Below are 19,026 nucleotides of genomic sequence, written 5' to 3'. Positions count from 1 at the left end.
CCTGCTTATCGCAGGTTGGCTACGGACTGCACCTGCGTCATCGGAGGAATCTCACCCGGAGAAAGCACAACCACTCGCGGGATAAATGGCTCGAGAAGCCGACGTAGGTAAAACCGGCCAGGGGATGAGCAAAGCAGCACGGGTGGGGCAGTGCTCACATCCTGTCCAAAACTCTTTGTCAATCCATCTAGCACTCTGCGTGCCAAAGCGACGTGTTGTGGGACAGCAAGTGCAGCGCTGGTTTGATTCGAACCACGATTGCACTCCTCCTCAATGGCCGCATCGAGCGTAACTACTTTCAATTCACCATCTTTGCCCAGCAAAGGATGAACAAGCGCACGTCCCAGCGAATGCCGGACTGCCTCTACAAGCGCGATGGGATTCTTGTTGAAGGCTGCTGCCTCGACCAATGTTTCGAGGATCGTGCCCAGATCTCGCACAGAAACCTGCTCACGAAGCAGCTGCTGGAGCACCTTTTGCACCTCACCGAGGCTCATCAACTTAGGAATCAGCTCTTCTGAGAGCTTTGGATGAGAGTCAGTTAAGCGATCGATGAGACGCTTCGTCTCATGGCGCGACAACAACTCATGCGCATTCTGCTTGATCACCTCAGCGAGGTGGGCAGATAGCACTGAGGTGGGATCTACCACCGTGTAACCGGCTGCAATGGCCTGCCCTTGCGTCTGCGGTGAGATCCAGACAGCCGCTACGTTGAAGGCTGGCTCGCGCGTAGGCTGGCCCGGCAGGGGCGCCGCATTGGGATTCGAGCTGATGGCCAGCAGCGAGTCCTTGCGGAGCTCCCAGCGCGCGATCTCTACGCCGCGCAGGTACACGACGTACTCGCGCTCCTTCAGCGAAAGGTTGTCGGTGATGTGAATCGACGGCACCAGGAACCCAAGTTGCTGCGCCAGGTTCTTGCGCATGGACTTGACCCGGTTCAGCAACTGGCCGCCCTTGGCCGCGTCAACCATGGGAACCAGCCCGGTACCGACCTCGAGCATGAGCTCGTCGAGCTTGAGGATGGCGTCGATGGGATCAACGGCGGGCCCACCGGCTTTGCCGGCAGCGGCCGGTGAACCAGGCTTCGGCGTCGCAAGAGCTGCATCCTCGTCGACCTCTTCGGTCTCCTTGATCTTGCGGGCGCCATAGATGAGAGCGGCTGCCAGAGCGAAGAAGGAGATCTTTGGAAGCCCCGGGACCAGGCCCAGCGCGATCAGGACGCCACCGGCGATCCAGAGCAGCTTGGGGTTGTTGAAGAGCTGTTTGCCGACGTTGACGCCGAGCGATTGTTTGCTCGCCGCGCGAGTGACCACGATGCCGCCGGCCACCGAGACCAGCAGCGACGGCAGGATCGAGACCAGGCCGTCACCGACGGTGAGGATCGTGTAGGTCTTAAGGGCCTCTTCAATCGGCACACCCTGCTGGAACACGCCGATGCAGATGCCAGCGATGATGTTGATCGCAAGGATGAGGATGGTAGCCATCGAGTCGCGCTGGCTGAATCGAGCGGCTCCGTCCATGGAACCGCAGAATTCGGCCTCCTGGGCGACGCGCTCGCGGCGAGCCTTTGCCTGGGCCTCGTTGATGAGGCCTGCGTTCAGGTCGGCGTCGATCGCCATCTGCTTGCCGGGCATCGCGTCCAGGGTGAAGCGGGCGGTGACCTCCGCGGTCCGGACCGCGCCGTGACTGATGACCAGGAACTGAATCGCGACCAGGGCGATGAAGATCACGAAGCCAACAACGAAGTTGCCGCCGACGACGAACTGGCCAAAGCTCTCGACGACCTTGCCCGCCGCGCTGGTGCCTTCGTTGCCATGCAGCAGGATACGGCGCGTCGCAGCAAGATCCAACGCAAGACGCAGCAGCGTCAGCATCAGGATGAGGCTGGGAAACACCGAGAACTGCGTTGGCCGCAGCACGTTGATCGCGGTGAGCAGCACCAGCACCGACGCCGTGATGCTCACCGTGAGAAACAGGTCCAGCAGGAAGCTGGGCATCGGCACCAGCATCACGAAGACGATCATCACGGCGGCGATCGGGGCGATCCAGTCACCACTCTTGCTCATCAGTGCATTGAGGCGTGCAATCATCGGGAGTTTCCTTGTCTTTGCTGGGAAGTAGGCTGATTTTGTGCGGGCTGCGAGGGCTTGGCACGACCCGAAGCGTCGCGCGAACGGCGGGCGGCCTCGGCGCGCTGAACGTCAGCCTGCGCCTTGTAAACGAGTACGAGGATCTCGGCGACTCCCTGGTAAAGCTTTGCGGGAATCGTGTCGCCAACCGCGACGGTCTTGTAGAGAGCCTGCGCGAGCGGACGATTCTCAATGAGCATCACGCCGGCGTCGCGCGCGACTTCCTTGATCTTCTGCGCCACCAGGTCGAGGCCCTTGGCGACGATGATGGGCGCGTCCATGTCAGGGGTGTACTTCAGCGCAACGGCGTAGTGCGTCGGGTTGGTGATGACCACGGTCGCGGTAGCGGCAGCCTTCATCGACCACTTGCGGCGCATCATGCGCGCCACCTGGCGAAGCCGGCGCTTGATCAGGGGGTTGCCGTCGACGTCCTTCGACTCCTCCTTGACCTCCTGCTTGCTCATCTTCATGTCGCCCTCGATCTTGCGCCAGGTGAGCAGATAGTCCACACCGGACCAGGCCAGCAGGACCATACCGGCCTTCCACACCAGGCCCATGATGATGGATCCGACAAATGCCCCGAAGCCGCGCAGGCTCATGTCCGTAGCCGTGATCAGCTGGGGCCACGCCTTCTCGAAGGCCGAGGCCGTCATCCACGCAATCGCCCCGAACGGGAGGAGCGACTTGGCGACGTTGCTGAGGCCCAGCGGGGAGAACATCTGGCCCAGTTTCTTGGAGGGATCGAAGCGCTCAAACTTGGGCTGGAGAGCATTGGGAGCGAAGACAAATCCTCCCTGCGCATAACCCGCACCCACCGATACCGCCAGCGCGACGAGTAGGAGCGGTGCGATCCAGCGCATTACCTCGAGCGCGCTCCAGAAGAAGATCGGGCTCGTCGGGCGCAGGTCCTCATTGATCGCAACATCCAGAAGCTCACGGTAGAGGTGCGTCCAGTGAGGGACTGCGGACGGCATCATGAAGGACAGGGTCGCCGCCACCGCGCCCATGGCCAGGACGTTCGGCAGCTCACGCGAACGCGCAACCGAACCCTCTTCGCGGGCTTTATTGCGGCGGTGTTCTGTTGCTTGTTCTGTTTTTTGCGGATCGGCCATGGTCTCGGTCTAGTTCGCCAGGTGAAGCAGGTTTTCGGCACTCGCCATGGAACTGAGAAAGAGGCGCGAGAAGAGATCGGGCCAGAACTTGAGCGAGACTCCGAGGATCGAGAGACCGATGACGCTCTTTACGGCCGGGCCAAGGAGCATCAGGGGAAGCTGTGCAGCGGCTTTGCCCATCAGTCCCATCGCAATGTCCAGCAGCAGCGTCGCGGCGAGAACGGGCGCAGCCAGCTGCACTCCGAGGAGGAATACCGAAGCCACCATGTGCACCAGCGTCTGCACAAACGCGCCGCTGATGTGGTTGGTCTGGGGCGGAAGGTAGTCGAAGCTGCGGGCCATCACGCGAAGCAGGTAGAGCGGAATGCCGAGCCGAAGGAAGACCAGCATGGCGATGGTCTGGTGGAAGGTCGCAACGACCGTCGACTCAACCTGCGTCTGCGGATCGAGGATGTTGACCAGCGAATATCCGATCTGCACACTGAGGATCTGGCCGGCCATCTGGACCGCATCGAACACCAGGTTCGAGACGATGCCGACACCCACGCCGACCATCAACTCGGAGAAGACCAACAGCGGCCACTGGCTCAGGTCAACTGCCTTAAGGTGCGTCGAAACAAGCGGATAGAGCAGGAAGGTCAAGAGGATCGTCATTCCGGTCTTGATCCGGATAGGAACGGCGGCGCTGCCAAAGAAGGGAGCGAACATCATCAGCCCCGTCAGGCGGGTGGTAATGGTGAGGAAGACGATGAAGATGTCGGAGAGCGTCAGGTGGATCACTGCAGCACCCCATGAAAGTCGGACAGCATGGTGACGGTGTAGTGTGCAAGGTGGCGCAGCATCCACGGCATCATGAAGAACAGGGCGCCGCCAATGGCGAGCAGTCGCGGTACCGTGGAGAGCGTCTGGTCCTGCAACGAGGTGAGTACCTGGATGATGTTGATGATGAAGCTGATGGCAACCGCTGCCAGGAGCAGCGGCGCAGTCAGCAGGACCACCTGCATGAGCATCGACCGGCCCAGGGCGACTACAGGATCGACTCCCATTAGTAGAAGCTCCTCATCAGCGACCCGATGAGCAGGTGCCAGCCATCGACCATGAGAAAGAGCAGCAGCTTCAGGGGCGTCGAGATCACAACCGGGGGAAGCTGCATCATGCCGACCGAAGTCGTGATGGAAGCGACGATCATGTCCACCACGAGGAACGGAAGAAAGAGCACCGCACCGATCTGGAAGCCGCTCTTCAGCTCAGAGAGCACGTAAGCGGGTAGCAGGACCCGGAGCGAAACATCATTAAGGGTGGCCGGGCGCGGCTCCTTGGCGATATCGAGGAAGAGCGCAACGTCCTTCTCGCGAACGAAATGCGTCATGAACTGGCGCAGCGGCACGATGCCGCGATCCAGCGCGACCATCGCTGTGATCTGGCCGCTCTGCATGGGGACAATCGAGTCTTCGTAGATGGTCTTCCCTACCGGCTGCATGAGGAAGAAGGTCATGATGAGCGACAGGCCAACCAGCGTCTGGTTGGACGGTGTGGTCTGAAGTCCGAGAGCCTGACGTAGGAAGTGGAAGACCACCAGCAGACGCGCAAACGGCGTCATGCAGATGAGGATCGACGGGATCAGGGTGAGAAATGTCAGCAGGACGACGATCGTCCACTGCGGAGAGTTCGCACCAAGCCCACTGATGGTGATCTGGTTCGGATCTGCCGGAGCACCAGCCTGCGGTGCACGACGTGGCGCCAGAGGCGTAAAAGGGGGCAGCGGCCGAACTACCGGCAGCGAGGTCTCCTGCGACTGCGGCAGGGTGACCATATCCGAAGACTGCGGCGGAGCCGCTTGAGCTTCCGGAACAATCGCAAGTGCCGACACGAAAACAAGGCCCGTGACGACGCTCCGCATTGGAATCGCGAGTTTCACTACGCTGCCTTCCTCGTGCGCGTGGAAGTGCTGCGCTTGCGGGGTGCTGCCGCCTTGCGAAGTGCTTCTCCAAACGGTGCTTCCGCGCTGTCGAGCTGCGTGAGCAACGCCACGCTGGTGGAGCTGCCACCAATCAGGAAGCGGCGTCCATCCACATGGACTACCGAAACGAAGCGCTTGTCGCCAAGCTGAATCGTCTCGGAGACCCGGAGCTTGCTGGTCTGCAGTGATTGGGCACGACGGGCACGGAGCCAGCCGAGGATTGAGCTGAGGATGCCGCCCGCGTTGGGCGCAACGGCCCTGGGAACGAAGGACAGCGCGGGTTGCGGCATCTCGAGAGGCCGGGCCACAGGGCGGCGGCGCGACGTCTTCTTCCGAGGCTTGTTCTGAAGCTTAGGCTGAGTTTCGTTCATGACAGATCCGTAAGGCGAACAGCAAGGCGATCACCGACAACCTCAAACTCCGTCCAGCCAACGAGCTGGGTGTTTGCACGAAGAGGAAGATCGCTGCTCTGGTGATAGTGGGTTTCGACGATGGAGCCCTTGGCGAGCTCCAGGAGATTACGGACCGTGAAGTGCACCACGGGGATATCCAGTGCGAGGGTGCAGGGCAACCAGGGGATGAGGTCGAAGCTCGAGCGCTCAGCGCTCTTCTCAACCAGCTGCGGCCCGGTCAGCCGGGCTTGCGGCTCGGGATTCGGGGCTTCCGTTGGGGCAGTGGCGGTCATGCTGTCGTGTGCCTTCCGTTGCCAAGATGGCGAAGTCCATTGGGTAGACCTTCACCGCAGAAGCCGCCAGGAGTTTAGGTGTGTCTCTCTGGTTTCTATCTGCGACATCACTAACTGCAATCGCGATGCCAAATTGTTCGAAACGCGGACAGACCCTCGCAAATAGCCAGCAACCCGCTTGAATCAAGGCGTTTGCGCGCAAATGCGAAGGTTCGGATTGTGGCCGCGCGCTCGATGAGAAGCGCCCGGCCCGCTCAATGAGCCGAAGATGAGAGTCGTTCTAAGGTTGGAGTGGCTCACGCCGAGGCCTTCATGAGAAGACCTCGGCGGAGCTACTCTGTTCATTCGTTCCCCGCCTGGATACGGGGTCTACAACTATTGCAGCATCGCGATCGTGGCCTGCGAGACCTGGTTGAAGGTCGTCACTGACTTTGCATTCGCGCTGTACGCCTGCTGCGCCACGATGAGCTTGGCGAACTCGGTGGAGATGTCGACGTTGGATCCTTCTACCGAGCCGCCAACGATGCTTCCGCGACCACCGTTCTCGGCAACGCCGATCACTGCAAGACCCGAAGCGGCGGTGGGCTGGAAGGCGTTGCTGCCAACGTTGCTCAAACCCTGCTCATTGGCGAACGACGCCACTGCAACCTGACCGAGAGCGAGCGTGGTGCCACTCGAGAAGGTTCCCTGGATCGTGCCATCCGCTTCCACCTGGTAGGAAGAAAGTGAACCGCTGGAGTAGCCGTTCTGTGTCGTCGCGCTGGTGCCGCTCGCCGCAGCGGTCTGCGTCAGCGTGGGATTACCCGATGCGTCCTCGAGGTTCCAGCTGAGGTTCATCGCGGAGGCACCGTCAGCAAGTCCGGAGGTGCCACCGCTGGGAATGCTGATCGCGATGGAATTGCCACCGCTGGGCAGCGTGAGCTGGCCGCTGGAGTTGAAGCTCAGCGTGCCACTGGCAACCTGGGTGGTGCCTGTGCCGCCGCTGCTCAGGTCCGAAGACGGAACGGTCACGCTATAGTTCCACGTGTTGTTCCCGGCGGAGGTGTAGCTGATCGACAGCTCATGTGTTTGGCCGAGCGAATCATAGACAGTCAGTGAGCTGGGCGTCACGCTGGTGCCCGACGCCGTGCCTGCCTGCAGATTCGCACTGACGGTGAAGTCGCTGGTTGCGACCGCTGGGCTGGTCACGTCGGTCACCTTCAAAGGCTGGAGAGCGGCAGTCGTATTGACCACGCCATTGACGGCCGGATATCCGAGGACGAGACCGCCGCTGGGCGACGTCAGGTAGCCGGCGTTGTTCGTGGTGAAGTCACCGGCGCGAGTGTAGTCGAGCTGGCCGGTAGCATCCTTGGTCACGAAGAAGCCATCACCGGAGAGCGCCATGTTGGAAGAGACACCCGTGGAGCTGATGCTGCCTTCGGTGAAGTTGTAATCGTTGGCTGCGACGTTGACGCCCGAGCCGGTCTGGATCGGATCGCCTGCGCCGTTGGACTCGCTGGCCTGGGCAAAGATGTCCGAAAAGCTGACCGTCTGGTCCTTATAGCCGTCGGTATTCAGGTTCGCGAGGTTATTGGAGACTGCGGTGAGCTGGCTCTGGGCCGCCGTGAGGCCCGACAGAGGAATTGAGAACGATGCCATGGGAGATCTCCTTAGTAGAGGCCGTACGTGGAGGCAGCCGTCTGGGCCGCGGTGACTGTGGGCGAGACGAGAGGCGTGTTGAGCGCGTTCGTCACCGCATTGGAGTTCGAGAATCCGACGGGCATCATCGTGGTCGGATCAAAAGGAAGAGATTGGGAAGCCGCGGTCGCGCCTGCGGCTGAAGTGGAGGTGCCCGTGGCGCCGGCGGCGGACTGCACCGCAGCCTGCGCACCTTGCTTCGACGAGCCGGTCGCCGAGCTCGTCGAGGTGCTGGAGCCGCTGAGCTCCTGGTTGATGCTTGTCAGCTGGTCGAGCTGGTTGAGCGAAATCATCTGGCCGACCATCGCGGTCGAGTCCATCGGCGCGGTCGGATCCTGATTCTGGAGCTCCTGCACCAACAGGTTCAGGAAAGTGGAGCCGATGCTTGTTGTTCCCGAGCTGGCTGAAGTGGATGTGGAGCTGCCGGACGTTCCACTTGTGCTTGTCGCCGCCGGAAGCGGAGAACCTGCGAGGGAGTTGGTATTCATGCTGACAGCCATGGTGCCTCCTGTGCGCCTTGTTGCTTAGGCGCGGATATCGAGTCGGTTGCTGGTAGAAGCCAAAGTCTGGTTGGAAATTCTGGTCACGGCGGCAGCGCTTACGAACGCATCCGTAGCGCTATTGGAGGCCGATGTGCCGGTTGTCGTGGTGCTTGCGGCCTGACGATATGCCTGCTGGTCCTGGCTGGCACTGCTGCCGTTCGAACCCGTTCCTGCCGAAAACTGCTGATGGTTGCTGATGCGAACCTCGACGTTCGGGCTGATGCCGAACTTTGTCTGGGTCTCCGGAAGTCGCGCAGCGAGCTCACGCGCCAGTTCGGGATGCTCGACCGAGATCTGCGTGGAGACTGTCTGGCCAGCCGCTGAAGTGTGAATGGTGATGTTGCCGAACTCCGCCGACTGCAAGCCCACGCGCATCTCAGACTGCGAAGCCGACTGCATGAGCCGGGCCGACTGGATGGACGGCATCGTGGAGCCTGAGACCGCTCCGCTCACCGTCGTGACACCGTCATCGTGCTGCGTGGTGTGAACGCCAGCGGCTGCGGTCTGAAGAGCTGCCTCCGGGCTGACTGCCTGCTGAGTTGTCACATTCGCCGAAGCCGGAGCGACGCTGATCGCGCCGTTGTTGGCGGCCATCGCGGCGCGGAAGCCAGCGGTATCGTTGCCTGCGGTCACAACCGCGGAGACGTTGCTGTTGCTGTTGCCGGTCGTGGCGTCGGTGCTCGCGGCGCCCTTGTGTCCCTGCTTCGCCGAGCTGTCGTCCTGCGAGCCCTGGCCAGAGTTATTCGCGCTTCCTGAAGTCGCGACATGTGCGGTGACCGCCGAGTCGCTCGACTGCGACGCGACCATGCCCGGCTTCACGGCAGCTTGTGTCGCGATTCCCTGCTGAGCCTTGGTGGTTACCGCGGCCTGGAACGATACGGGCGTGGTGACAGGAATTGTCATGGCCGGAAAGACGGGCGAAGTGGCAGATCCAGCGGCACCGGCCACGACCGCAGACCCGGCGGGCGAAGCAGGCTGCGCAGGGCCAGCCTGCTGCAATGCCTTGTCCAACTGGACCTTGATCTGCGACAAAAGCTGCTGGTCCGGGGCGCCCGCGCCATTCGTTGCCGAGCCAGCCACCTGATTCAGGAGGGAGGCGATCTCCGCCGCGGTCATCGTCGGACTCGCAGAAGCCGCAGGGGTCGAAGGGGTTGAAGGGGTTGAGGCTGCGGTCGTCGAAGGGGCACCAGCGTTGGCGGCAGCGCCCGTGTCGGTGCCCGTGCTGGCCGAGCCGATTCCCTGGATCGCAGCGCTGGCATCCTTCGCCAACGGCGCGACCGGCAGCGCCAGGGGAGTGAACCCGAGCGCCGGCAGCGCAAGCTGGGCGGCGGTAACGGCATCGGCTGCGAGGGAGGACACGTTATCTGTCTTCGGGTCGCTGCTCTTCTTCGAGGAAGAAGACTGGCTTGAGTTCTTGCTGCCGCTCATGCCATTCGACGTGGAAGAGTTCATCTGCTCGCTTGCCTGGGCGAGGGACTGAGCGAAAGACGTCGTGTTCTGGCTAGCGGCCGGGACCGACGTCGTGGATGACGTCGACGTTGAGGTCGCTGTCGTCGCGGTGTCCACGAGATGGGCTACGTTCATCACGCCGATCTATAGTGCAAGCTCGATGCCATTCTTCCAATGGCGCCGCCGCCGTAAAATCCCCCGCAAAATCAACGCTTTTGCAACGCAGGCCAACGCTTCCCACTAGGCAAGCCGGCAACGCTGGAAACACTTGCCGGGTAGAGTTTGCCTAGTCCATGCCTGCGCCCGGAAAAGGGGACTGAGCCCAACGCAAAAAGAAAGGCGCCCTCATCGGAGGGCGCCTGGAAACGGAGACGAATCCGTGGAATTTAGAGCGGCGATTACATCGCCTTGCGGCTGCGCAGGGATGAGAAGTATTCATCCACACTGCGCTGCTCCTGTTTTGCAGCTTCGAACAGGAAGGTGTTTTTCTGCTTGTCATGCATCTCGGTGAGCATCTTGCGATCACGGCGTGCCGCTTCGTAGATAGCGAGTTGTTTGTCCTTCAGGTCCTCCAGCTTGGCGAGATTCGATTCGCTCTCCACCCGGCTCTGACGAAGATACGCAAGCTCACCGTAGGTGCCCTGAAGGTGATGCGCAGACATCGGCTTGAAGACGTGGCCGGTGCGATGGCCGTTGACGCGCTCCAGCTCCGCATCAATCCCGGCGATCTTGGTCATGACCTGCTGAATCTGAAAGAGGATTTGCTGCAGCAGGCGCTCCTCGCGCTCTTCGCGCATCAGGCGCACACGCAGTACGGTTGCCAGGGGAAATTTGAATGCCATGTCAGCTTGGGACCTCGGAGAGAGATTGAACGACGTTCGGGAATGGGTACACCTCGTCCGGCCGTTGCTGCAGGAAGGCCTGCAGCTTCGGCAGAGTTTCCACGGCACGGTCCAGGGTGGGATCGCTTCCCTTCTGATACGCGCCGATACGGATGAGATCTTCGCTGCGGTGATAGGAGGCCAGCAGCTTGCGCAAGGCTTCCGCCTTCTGCCGGTGCGCAGCTGTGGCTACGCTTGGCATCAGTCGGCTCAAGCTGTCCAGCACAGCAATGGGGGGATAGTGGTTGCGCGTCGCAAGCCCACGATCCAGAATGATGTGGCCATCGAGCAATGATCGCACCGTGTCGACCACGGGATCCTGCTGATCGTCGCCTTCCATCAACACGGTGTAGAAGGCCGTGATGCTGCCCTTTTGAAAGCAACCGGCGCGCTCGACAAGCTTCGCAAGCATGTTCAAGACGGAAGGCGTATAGCCCTTCGCCGTCGGCGGTTCGCCGGCGGAGAGACCGATCTCGCGCTGCGCCATGGCGAAGCGTGTGAGTGAGTCGACCACCATGAGAACGTTCTTGCCGGCAGCCGCGAAGTACTCGGCGATGGCAGTGGCAGAAAGCGCGGCGCGCATGCGCAACAAGGGCGATTGATCAGAGGTCGATACCACGACGACGCAGCGCTTGAGCCCCTCTTCCCCGATGACCTCAAGGAACTCGCCAACTTCACGGCCACGCTCACCGACCAGCGCGAGCACGGTGATGTCGGCGGCGGTGCCACGCAGCATCATGCCCAGCAGGGTGCTCTTTCCGACACCCGAGCCGCCGAAGATACCAAGCCTCTGGCCGCGACCGCAGGTGACAAACGCATCGAGGGCCCGGATACCGCAACCGAGCGGCTCGCGTATCGGCACACGCTCAAGCGGCAAAGGTGCGGAGCCGTCGATGGGAACAGACTTGTCGCCGCGATAGGGACCTTTGCCATCGATGGGTGCACCGGTCGCATCAATGACGCGACCGAGCAGATCCTTGCCCACACGAATCGACGGATGCGATCCTTTGGCCACGATGATGTCGCCATAGCGAATCCCCTGTGGTGGCTCTAACGCCATGCACAACGTGTGCGAGCCGCGGAAACCTACGACCTCGCCGGAGTAGCGCACGCCCTGCGTATTCGAGATCTCGCAGGACTCACCGATCGAACAAAACGGACCTTCGGACTCGATGAGATTACCCACGACCTCGAGCACACGGCCGCGCCACTGCAGCGTGGACTGGCGCTCCAGGCGATCGAAGTAGGCGGCGAGTGGGCGAGCGTTGGCGCTGTTCATGCAAGGACGTCCGGGCGTCGGCTGAGCAGATCGAAGAAGCCCTGTTCCACTTCCTTGAGCTGGTTCTCGATGCTGAGGTTTGCAGAGCCGAGGCTGGTCTCGATGACACAGTCGCCCGGATTCAGCGAATCATCGCCAACAACCTCAACACTCTTTCCGTTGATCGGGGTACTGAAGCGCTCGCTCCAGGAGGGAGCATCGTTGGACGGAACCCGCACAGACACGCCCGAGCCGCTGTTGACGCGCTCGATGGCGATACGTGCCAGCGCCGAAAGGAGCATCGGATCGACCTGCGATTCGCGATGAAGAATCTTCGCCGCAATCGAGACGGCAAGCTCCACGACATCGCGCTCCACCTTGCCGAAGTATGCGTGGCGTTCGACTTCAAAAGCAGAGAGAGCTTGCGAGATACGGTTGCGTTGCGTCTCCATGTCGCGCTGGTGCTGGATGTTCAACCGAGCCTCGGTTTCCGCTGCAGCGGCGCGCCTCGCGCTCTCAATCATCGCCTGGATCTCTTCCGGCGTGGGGCCGGCGACTACAGGCGCTGCGGGTGTGGCGGGCGCAGCCTTCTTTTTCACCGGCTCAGGAGGAGGAGCTGGTGCATCCGAAACGTCGCGATAGCTCAGCGAGCTGACAGCGATGGAGCGGCAAACCGCTTGACCGTTAGACAACGTATTCATCGCTACCCTCACCCTTCAGAACCATCTTGCCTTCGGCTTCAAGCTGCCGTGCGATCGCTACGATATCCGACTGCGCCTTCACAACTTCCTTGCTGCGCATCGGACCCAGCGAGTCGATATCTTCCTTCAACATCTCCACCGCGCGGGACGACATGGTGCGGAAGAAGTGGTTCTTCAGATCCTCACTGCATCCCTTGAGAGCAGCTGCGAGCATCTTCTTGTCGACCGCGCCCATGAGCTCGCGAATCTGGCCCTCTTCAACCTGCAGAAGATCGTTGAAAGTGAACATGAGGTCGCGAATGCTGATCGCAAGTTGCGGCTCCTCAGCTTCGATGTTTTCGAGGATCTCCTGCGCCACGCTGGAGTCCACGCAGTTCATGATGTCGGCCACACTCTGGAATCCGGAGTACGCGCGGCGTCCCTGCTCGGTGACCGTCTTGAGTCTGTGGCTCAAAGCCGTCGATACGCGGGCCGCCATCTCCGGCGAAAACCGCTTCAGCGCAGCGAGCCGCTTGATCGCCTCGGATCGAACCATCGGCGAGAGGCTCATCAGCAATGCCGAAGCCTGCTTGTCACCAATCTGGCCGAGGATCAACGCAACAGCCTGAGGATGCTCGCCTTCGAGGAACTTGGCGAGCTTCTGTGGATCGGCCCGTTGCAGCGCTTCGAGGGGTGTTACCTCACGTGCACGATCCAGCTTTTCGAGCATGGTCTCTGCTTCCTCTTCGCCCATGGCCTTGATGAGAAGACGCCGAGCGAGATCGCGGCCTCCCTGTTGCATGAAGTCCTGCGCCTGCGTCATGCGCTGGTACTCCTCAAAGACCTGGAGAGACACCTCGCCGGGGATTCTCCCGAGGCCGGCAACTTCGTCGGCCACCTGCTGGATCTCTTCTTCGTTGAGGCTTGCGAGGATCGCCGCTGCCGGTTCTTCACCGAGGACCGAGAGCAGGATGGCAGCCTTGCGCACACCGCGGAGACCGGAGATATCTACGAGACCGTTCATGCCGTTCCTTCCTTCAGCCACGCGCGGATCGCGGTGGCACCGGAGTCAGGGTCCTTCTCGACGAAGTCCGTGAGCTCCTTCTTCAGGGCGAGCGTACGCTCGGCGATCGTAGCTTCACTCATCTGCGGAAGTGCATCCTGGAGCTGCGACGGAAGCGCCTTCTCGAGCGATCCATCTCCGAGGTCGTTGCTCTTGCCACCCAGTGCGCGCTTCTGAATCGGGCGGATCATCAGCAGGTAGACCAGGCCAAACATCGCGAACAGAACACCGTAGCGAATCAGCGAAGCGTTGCCGTCAATCTGCTTCTGTGTCCTCTGTACGAGGGTGAGCGGGGCAGGCTCCACTACCTCAGGGCGATCGAACGAAAGGTTCTGAACACTGACAACATCGCCACGGGGCTGGCTGTAGCCGATGGATGCCTGGGCCAGCTCTGCGATCAGCTTGAGCTCTTCAGGAGTGCGCTTGGTGCGGGTCTCGACCCACTTGCCCTTCGCATCCTGCTTGCGGTGCACCACGTCATCGACGACGATCGCGGCCGTCAGGCGGCGAATACCACCGGCCGGGGCGAGAATGTGGCGAGTCACGCGGTTGACGCCATAGCTGGCGCTTTCGGACTTGGAGGACTGCGACGGCTCTGCGGGTGTCGCCCCGTTGGCAGGCGTGGGCGCCTTGGCACTCGGCACGTTGCTGGAGGTACCCGGGACGCCGCCGACACCCGCACCATTGGTGCTCGTCTCCTCGGTCTTCTGCATGCTCAACGGAACCGCGCCCTGAGGATCATACTTGTCGTCGTTCTCTTCGCTGCTGTTCGTCTCGTACTCTACATTGACAGAGGCATGCAGATTCTGCGCTCCGACGACAGGTGCCAGTGTTGCCATCAGGCGCTTGCTCAGCCCTTGCTCGAGCTCGTCATCGCCACCGAGAGCGTCAGGTCCAGTGGAAGAAAGTGTCCGTTCAGAGTCCGCGTCGATGACAACAACGTCGCCTGGCTTGAGCTGGTCCACCGCACCGGCTACAAGGCGCTGAATCGCCTTGACCTCTTCACGGCTGATGCCGTCGTCCTTGAGGCGAAGCGTCACCGAGGCCTTGGCGTTACGCTGACGGTCCATGAAGACCGACTCCGTCGCCATCACCAGGTGCACATTCGCGGCCTTCACATTGCGGATCGTGCCAATGGTACGCTCCAGCTCGCCTTCGATCGCGCGCTGATAGTTCACCTTCTCATCGAACTCGGTCTCTCCCCAGTTGGTCTTGTCGAACAGCTCATACCCAACGTGGCCGCTGTGCGTCTTGTCCTGGGAAGCAACCTCGAGCCGTGCTTCAGCTAGCTGCTCTGCCGCAACGTTGATGGACGTGCCATCCTCGCCCAGAGTGTAAGGGATCTTCTTTGCATCGAGCGCGGTGGTAATGGTCTTCGCGTCGGCCGGATCGAGCCCTGACATCAGAGGCTTCATGTCCGGCGTCGTCACCATGTGGGTGAAGATTGCTGCGGCGGCCACCGTAATGGCCACGCCGATGCCGAGGAAGATCTTCTGCTGCCCGGTGCGGCCGTTCCAGAACGCCGTGAGGCGCTGAACGAGCTCCGGCTGCTTGCCTGCGGGAGTTTGCTTCGCGATTTGTGCTGCGGCTGCCATCGTGATTCTGGTCTCTCTTCAAGCGGTGAAGGTTAGCTAAAACTGCATCTTCTCGATGTCCTGGTACGCATTCACAATCTTGTTGCGGACCTGCATCATCAGCTGAAAGGCGACGTCGGCCTTTTCGACCGCGACCATCACCTGGCTGACATCCGCACTGCCACCGTTGATCATGGTGCCGACCTGCTGTTCCGCGCTGCCGCTCAACTGATTGACCTGTTCGAGTGCTGTCTTGAGAACCGAACCGAAGCCCTCGCCGCCGGACGCGGCGGCGTCTGCACCACCAGCGACGCCTGAGGTCTGCGACAGAGATCCCAGCGAGCCGAGGGAACCGAGAGATCCGAGTGAAGGAATGAAACCAGCCATGAAAAGAACTCCTAAGCCTTGAGAATGTCGATGCTCTGCTGGATCATCTGCTTTTCAGCGGAGATCGCAGAGGCGTTGAGCTGGTAAGCGCGAACCGAACCCATCAGGTCCACCATTTCCATGGCGGGGTTGATATTGGGGTACGCAACGTAGCCGTCCTGATCCGCGTCGGGGTGCCCCGGCTCATACCGCATGATCGGAGCGGCCGGGTCGTCCACGACATCCGAGACGTGAACCATGCCTGCCGGTGGTGCATTGTTGTTGAGGCTTGCGAGCGTCATGCCAAAGGTGCGTGGCGTGCTCGAAGCGAAGACGACCTGGCGGCGATGAAAGGGTCCACCCGCTGAAGTGCGCGTGGTCTCGGCGTTCGCCATGTTGGAGGCGATAACCTCAGACCGCTGCCGCTCGGCTTCGAGGGCGGAACCACTGACCGCGATGGCATCAAAAAGCTTCATTAGCCGTTACCTCCGCCATTGATGGCGCCCAGCAGCTCATGGAACTGGAGCTTGATGAGTTGAATCCCCGCCTGGTACTGAAGCTGCGTCTCGGAGAGCGCCAGGCTTTCGCGATCCAGGCTGACGTTGTTACCGTCAGGGCGCTCCAGCAGACCCTTCACCTCGTGAAGCAGAGGACCGTGGCTCGAAGCGGTGGTGAGGCCAAGCGAGTCGTCAGACATGGCGCGCTTCAGTTCGCTCTGAAAGTCGATGTCCTGGGTGCGGTAGCCCGGGGTGTCGACGTTGGCCATGTTGGAAGCAATGGTCTGCTGCCTCTGGTCAGAGAGCCGCAGGTAGGTCTCAAGCTGAGAGAGCATAGGGGTGCTGTTCATGCGTAGCTCCTAGGCGGAAGTCCGTATTCCTTGATCTTGTTGCGCACCGTGCGCAGGCTGACGCCGAGCATCTCCGCGGCGTGGGTGCGATTGCCGCCGGTTAGAACCAAGGTGCGCTCGAGGTGCATACGCTCCAGATCAGCAATTCGTGTGCCAGCCACAGGCATTTGGCCTTGTGGATTCGTAGATTCCTGTTTCAGAACGGGACGAAACTCGCGATCGAAGCAAGCTTCGTCGATGACCACACCCTGATGCAGGGAAAGCACCCGCCGCATGAAGTTGCCGAACTCGCGCACGTTGCCGGGCCAGGAGTGGCGAGCGATCGCCGCCAGGAAGCTCGGCGCAAGCTGCGGGGTCGCACAGCGGTTCTCTGCGCCGAAGCGTAGAGCGAAGTGCTGCGCCAGTGCAGGCAGGTCCTGCATGCGCTCCCGCAGCGGTGGCAGAGACAACGGAATCACGTTCAGACGGTAGTACAGGTCGTGGCGGAAGCTGCCGCGCTCGACCATGGCGGCGAGTCCTGCGTTTGTCGTCGCGATGATCCGAATGTCGACATGCAGCGTGCGCGTGTCTCCGAGGCGCTCGAACTCGCGCTCCTGTAGCACGCGCAGCAGCTTGGGCTGCAGGTGCAGCGGCATCTCGCCAATCTCATCCAGCAGCAGCGTGCCGCCGTTGGCGAGCTCAAACTTGCCGGTGCGCATTCCCGTCGCTCCTGTGAAGGCCCCCTTGGTGTGCCCGAAGAGCTCGCTCTCGATAAGGTGATCCGGCACAGCAGCGCAGTTCACCGCAACGAAGGGCTTGTTCGCCCGATCGCTCATATCGTGAATGTAGCGAGCGAGAAGTTCCTTGCCGGCGCCACTCTCCGCCTCGACCAGAACATCCGCACCGGTGGAAGCTGCGGCACGGGCACGCTCCAACGCGGCCAGCAATGCGGGCGACGTACCCACGATGTTGCGTGTCGCCTGCGGCACCGATGCAGCGACCGTGGGCTCGGCGACTGGCGTCTCCTGCTGCTTCACGCTCTTGAGGACGCGGTCCGCCATCGAGCGGAGCTGGTCGAAGGAGACCGGCTTGGTGAGATAGTCGAAGGCACCATGGCGCATGGACTCGACAGCCTGCGAGACGCTGCCGTGGGCGGTAAGAAGAATCACAGCCGTATTCGGAGCCGTCGCGCGAACCGTCTCCAGGACCTCCATGCCATCGCCGTCCGGCATGCGCATGTCGCTGATGACCAGGTCATAGCTCTTCCGATCGATCAGGCGAAGGGCCTCGCGAACCCCCGAAGCCGTCTCGGAAGTCCAGCCCTGGCGCAGGAAGTTCGCGTTGAGCGCCATACGAATACCAGGATCGTCGTCAACGATCAGCACGTGCGGAGTGGTTTCGCTCATGCGGCCTCCTTCATCGGAATGAGCGGCAGCTCCAACGTGAAGCAGGCACCAGCGTTGGGAATATTGGTTGCGCGAATTGAACCGTTGTGGCGCTCGGCGACCTGGCGGCACACCGCGAGCCCAAGACCCGATGAACATCTGCCGCTGAAGCCGGGATCGAAGATCTGCCCGAAGTGCTCAGCTGCGATGCCAGTTCCTGTGTCAACGCACTCAAGAACAGCCACGCGATGGGCAAATGGGTTCGCCACGCTGGGCTCGCCGGCAACAGTACGCAGCGACAAGGTCACGCTGCCACCCTCGGGAGTGTGGCGAATCGCGTTGGTGAGGAGATTGAGCAGCACCTGACGCAGCGCATCGACGTTCCCTTGTGTGGAGGCTTCATCAGCTTTCACGGCGACGTGGATGTTGACACGCGATTGCTCTGCCTGGGGACGCATGAAGTCTGCAGCCTCCTGCAGAAGCTGCGGCAGAGAGACGGGAACCTCGCGCCATCCGGCTCGTCCGTAGAACGCCAGGACGTTGTTCACGGTTCCTGAGAGCGAGCGGATGCCAGCGCGAAGATTGGAGATCCAGCTGTTGCGCCCAGTCTCATCCTGCTCGATGAGCTCAGCGAAGAGCTCAAGGCTGGCTAATGGATTCCTAATCTCATGAGCGAGTACCGTGCTGATCTCAGCCTGTGCGAGAGCCTGGCGGCCGGCATCGCGGCTCTGCTCAGCGAGCTTGATCGCGCTGATGTCGCGCAGAAGAAGGATGAACTGTGCGATGAGGCAGGAGTCAGCAGCCTTAAGAACGCGGCGGCGAACCTGCATCCAGCGCTCGCGCCCATCGATCATCAGGCTGATCTCGCACTCGAACTCAGCGACGCTCGTCGTGGTGTGGCAGTAGATGGCGGCGGGAATGAGCTCCGCGATGCGTGCAGTGAGGACCGCAGCATTTAGCGTGTCAGGCAGCGCCAGCAACGTGCGGCACTCCCCATTGACGAAGTTCACACGACCCGCCGCATCGATTACCAGCACGCCGCAAGGCATCGCCTGGATCATCTGCTCAAGCGCCTGGCGCATGCGACGGTTCTCATCCAGGCTGGTTTCGAGGAGTGCGTTGCGCTCGACGAGCTCATGGCTTAGAGAAACGACCTCCGTCTGAAGGGTCCTATAGGAGTGCTCAAGACGCGAGCTGGTCGCGATGAATTCGCTGAAAGCGTCGGCAAGAAAGTTCGCCGAGGCCGCAGGAGCTCCCGAGACATCAACCGAGCCCAGGACAATACCCGCTGGCGGAGGATCGATTGGCCGAAGATGAGAAGTAGGCAGCATCTGCCTATTCCTCATGCAAGAACCGTGCCAAATCCAATCAACACTGAAATTAGGTGTAGATGAAAGCTGTTTCCGCTTGAGACAAGGCTAGAACCGGGGCTTCGTAAC

Annotated in this window: 20 protein-coding genes; all 20 read right to left on the bottom strand. The window is 61.4% G+C overall.

Translation table 11 applies throughout. The features are described 5' to 3' along the window. Positions 1-5: 5 nt before the first annotated feature. Positions 6-2,090 carry a flagellar biosynthesis protein FlhA gene (gene flhA, locus C4S68_RS03165; RefSeq protein ID WP_103931539.1) on the bottom strand — a complete coding sequence of 695 codons (2,085 nt, stop codon included), beginning with the start codon at positions 2,088-2,090 and terminating at the stop codon, positions 6-8. Continuing rightward, positions 2,087-3,241, bottom strand: a complete 1,155-nt coding sequence (locus C4S68_RS03160; protein ID WP_103931538.1) for an EscU/YscU/HrcU family type III secretion system export apparatus switch protein — start codon at positions 3,239-3,241, stop codon at positions 2,087-2,089. The genes flhA and C4S68_RS03160 overlap by 4 nt, the downstream gene beginning before the upstream one ends. Positions 3,242-3,250: 9 nt before the next feature. Continuing rightward, complete coding sequence (gene fliR, locus C4S68_RS03155; protein ID WP_235011312.1) at positions 3,251-4,021, bottom strand: flagellar biosynthetic protein FliR; 771 nt, start codon at positions 4,019-4,021, stop codon at positions 3,251-3,253. Then, on the bottom strand, positions 4,018-4,287 hold the full coding sequence (locus tag C4S68_RS03150; protein WP_103931537.1) for a flagellar biosynthetic protein FliQ: 270 nt from the start codon (positions 4,285-4,287) through the stop codon (positions 4,018-4,020). The genes fliR and C4S68_RS03150 overlap by 4 nt, the downstream gene beginning before the upstream one ends. Then, complete coding sequence (fliP, locus tag C4S68_RS03145) at positions 4,287-5,159, bottom strand: flagellar type III secretion system pore protein FliP (RefSeq protein WP_235011311.1); 873 nt, start codon at positions 5,157-5,159, stop codon at positions 4,287-4,289. Before fliP ends, C4S68_RS03150 begins: the two co-directional genes overlap by 1 nt. Then, positions 5,159-5,572, bottom strand: coding sequence for a flagellar biosynthetic protein FliO (locus C4S68_RS03140; protein WP_103931536.1), 414 nt, complete (start codon positions 5,570-5,572; stop codon positions 5,159-5,161). The genes fliP and C4S68_RS03140 overlap by 1 nt, the downstream gene beginning before the upstream one ends. After that, positions 5,569-5,886 carry a FliM/FliN family flagellar motor switch protein gene (locus C4S68_RS03135; protein ID WP_103931535.1) on the bottom strand — a complete coding sequence of 106 codons (318 nt, stop codon included), beginning with the start codon at positions 5,884-5,886 and terminating at the stop codon, positions 5,569-5,571. Before C4S68_RS03135 ends, C4S68_RS03140 begins: the two co-directional genes overlap by 4 nt. A 375-nt stretch (positions 5,887-6,261) precedes the next feature. Continuing rightward, the gene (locus tag C4S68_RS03130) at positions 6,262-7,524 is read right to left on the bottom strand and encodes a flagellar hook protein FlgE (protein WP_103931534.1); all 1,263 of its coding nucleotides are present in this window, start codon (positions 7,522-7,524) and stop codon (positions 6,262-6,264) included. Between the two features lie 11 nt (positions 7,525-7,535). Then, positions 7,536-8,063 (bottom strand): flagellar hook capping FlgD N-terminal domain-containing protein, encoded by a 528-nt coding sequence (locus C4S68_RS03125; protein ID WP_103931533.1) that lies wholly within the window; start codon positions 8,061-8,063, stop codon positions 7,536-7,538. Between the two features lie 24 nt (positions 8,064-8,087). Next, positions 8,088-9,689 (bottom strand): hypothetical protein, encoded by a 1,602-nt coding sequence (locus tag C4S68_RS03120; protein WP_103931532.1) that lies wholly within the window; start codon positions 9,687-9,689, stop codon positions 8,088-8,090. A 263-nt stretch (positions 9,690-9,952) separates the two neighbouring features. Then, positions 9,953-10,396: a flagellar export protein FliJ gene (fliJ, locus tag C4S68_RS03115; RefSeq protein ID WP_103931531.1), complete on the bottom strand. Its 444-nt coding sequence runs from the start codon at positions 10,394-10,396 to the stop codon at positions 9,953-9,955. Between the two features lies 1 nt (position 10,397). Beyond that, entirely contained in the window at positions 10,398-11,714 is a 1,317-nt protein-coding gene (locus C4S68_RS03110; RefSeq protein WP_103931530.1) for a FliI/YscN family ATPase, read from the bottom strand. Further along, the gene (locus C4S68_RS03105) at positions 11,711-12,394 is read right to left on the bottom strand and encodes a FliH/SctL family protein (RefSeq protein WP_103931529.1); all 684 of its coding nucleotides are present in this window, start codon (positions 12,392-12,394) and stop codon (positions 11,711-11,713) included. The genes C4S68_RS03110 and C4S68_RS03105 overlap by 4 nt, the downstream gene beginning before the upstream one ends. After that, positions 12,378-13,397, bottom strand: a complete 1,020-nt coding sequence (gene fliG / locus C4S68_RS03100) for a flagellar motor switch protein FliG (RefSeq protein ID WP_103931528.1) — start codon at positions 13,395-13,397, stop codon at positions 12,378-12,380. Before fliG ends, C4S68_RS03105 begins: the two co-directional genes overlap by 17 nt. Further along, a complete protein-coding gene (fliF, locus tag C4S68_RS03095) occupies positions 13,394-15,031 on the bottom strand; it encodes a flagellar basal-body MS-ring/collar protein FliF (protein WP_103931527.1) in 1,638 nt (545 codons plus the stop codon). Before fliF ends, fliG begins: the two co-directional genes overlap by 4 nt. A 36-nt stretch (positions 15,032-15,067) precedes the next feature. Further along, positions 15,068-15,397: a flagellar hook-basal body complex protein FliE gene (fliE, locus tag C4S68_RS03090; RefSeq protein ID WP_103931526.1), complete on the bottom strand. Its 330-nt coding sequence runs from the start codon at positions 15,395-15,397 to the stop codon at positions 15,068-15,070. A gap of 11 nt (positions 15,398-15,408) precedes the next feature. Continuing rightward, positions 15,409-15,852 carry a flagellar basal body rod protein FlgC gene (flgC, locus tag C4S68_RS03085; protein ID WP_103931525.1) on the bottom strand — a complete coding sequence of 148 codons (444 nt, stop codon included), beginning with the start codon at positions 15,850-15,852 and terminating at the stop codon, positions 15,409-15,411. Further along, positions 15,852-16,223 carry a flagellar basal body rod protein FlgB gene (gene flgB / locus C4S68_RS03080; protein ID WP_103931524.1) on the bottom strand — a complete coding sequence of 124 codons (372 nt, stop codon included), beginning with the start codon at positions 16,221-16,223 and terminating at the stop codon, positions 15,852-15,854. The genes flgC and flgB overlap by 1 nt, the downstream gene beginning before the upstream one ends. Continuing rightward, the gene (locus C4S68_RS03075; protein ID WP_103931523.1) at positions 16,220-17,608 is read right to left on the bottom strand and encodes a sigma-54-dependent transcriptional regulator; all 1,389 of its coding nucleotides are present in this window, start codon (positions 17,606-17,608) and stop codon (positions 16,220-16,222) included. The genes flgB and C4S68_RS03075 overlap by 4 nt, the downstream gene beginning before the upstream one ends. Further along, the gene (locus C4S68_RS03070) at positions 17,605-18,918 is read right to left on the bottom strand and encodes a sensor histidine kinase (RefSeq protein ID WP_160114973.1); all 1,314 of its coding nucleotides are present in this window, start codon (positions 18,916-18,918) and stop codon (positions 17,605-17,607) included. The genes C4S68_RS03075 and C4S68_RS03070 overlap by 4 nt, the downstream gene beginning before the upstream one ends. Positions 18,919-19,026 lie beyond the last annotated feature (108 nt).

The organism is Bryocella elongata (assembly GCF_900108185.1).
GTDB classification, from domain to species: domain Bacteria; phylum Acidobacteriota; class Terriglobia; order Terriglobales; family Acidobacteriaceae; genus Granulicella; species Granulicella elongata.
Note: the sequence above shows the minus strand (reverse complement) of the source record. Positions and strands in the feature narration are given on the sequence as shown.

Coding starts and splice junctions, on each gene's coding strand:
- C4S68_RS03135 (WP_103931535.1), bottom strand. CDS start 5,886: ATGACCGCCACTGCCCCAACGGAAGCCCCGAATCCCGAGCCGCAAGCC.
- C4S68_RS03125 (WP_103931533.1), bottom strand. CDS start 8,063: ATGGCTGTCAGCATGAATACCAACTCCCTCGCAGGTTCTCCGCTTCCG.
- C4S68_RS03110 (WP_103931530.1), bottom strand. CDS start 11,714: ATGAACAGCGCCAACGCTCGCCCACTCGCCGCCTACTTCGATCGCCTG.
- C4S68_RS03130 (WP_103931534.1), bottom strand. CDS start 7,524: ATGGCATCGTTCTCAATTCCTCTGTCGGGCCTCACGGCGGCCCAGAGC.
- C4S68_RS03140 (WP_103931536.1), bottom strand. CDS start 5,572: ATGAACGAAACTCAGCCTAAGCTTCAGAACAAGCCTCGGAAGAAGACG.
- C4S68_RS03160 (WP_103931538.1), bottom strand. CDS start 3,241: ATGGCCGATCCGCAAAAAACAGAACAAGCAACAGAACACCGCCGCAAT.
- C4S68_RS03075 (WP_103931523.1), bottom strand. CDS start 17,608: ATGAGCGAAACCACTCCGCACGTGCTGATCGTTGACGACGATCCTGGT.
- flgB (WP_103931524.1), bottom strand. CDS start 16,223: ATGAACAGCACCCCTATGCTCTCTCAGCTTGAGACCTACCTGCGGCTC.
- C4S68_RS03070 (WP_160114973.1), bottom strand. CDS start 18,918: ATGCTGCCTACTTCTCATCTTCGGCCAATCGATCCTCCGCCAGCGGGT.
- C4S68_RS03105 (WP_103931529.1), bottom strand. CDS start 12,394: ATGAATACGTTGTCTAACGGTCAAGCGGTTTGCCGCTCCATCGCTGTC.
- flhA (WP_103931539.1), bottom strand. CDS start 2,090: ATGATTGCACGCCTCAATGCACTGATGAGCAAGAGTGGTGACTGGATC.
- fliF (WP_103931527.1), bottom strand. CDS start 15,031: ATGGCAGCCGCAGCACAAATCGCGAAGCAAACTCCCGCAGGCAAGCAG.
- C4S68_RS03120 (WP_103931532.1), bottom strand. CDS start 9,689: ATGAACGTAGCCCATCTCGTGGACACCGCGACGACAGCGACCTCAACG.
- flgC (WP_103931525.1), bottom strand. CDS start 15,852: ATGAAGCTTTTTGATGCCATCGCGGTCAGTGGTTCCGCCCTCGAAGCC.
- C4S68_RS03150 (WP_103931537.1), bottom strand. CDS start 4,287: ATGGGAGTCGATCCTGTAGTCGCCCTGGGCCGGTCGATGCTCATGCAG.
- fliE (WP_103931526.1), bottom strand. CDS start 15,397: ATGGCTGGTTTCATTCCTTCACTCGGATCTCTCGGTTCCCTCGGCTCG.
- fliJ (WP_103931531.1), bottom strand. CDS start 10,396: ATGGCATTCAAATTTCCCCTGGCAACCGTACTGCGTGTGCGCCTGATG.
- fliG (WP_103931528.1), bottom strand. CDS start 13,397: ATGAACGGTCTCGTAGATATCTCCGGTCTCCGCGGTGTGCGCAAGGCT.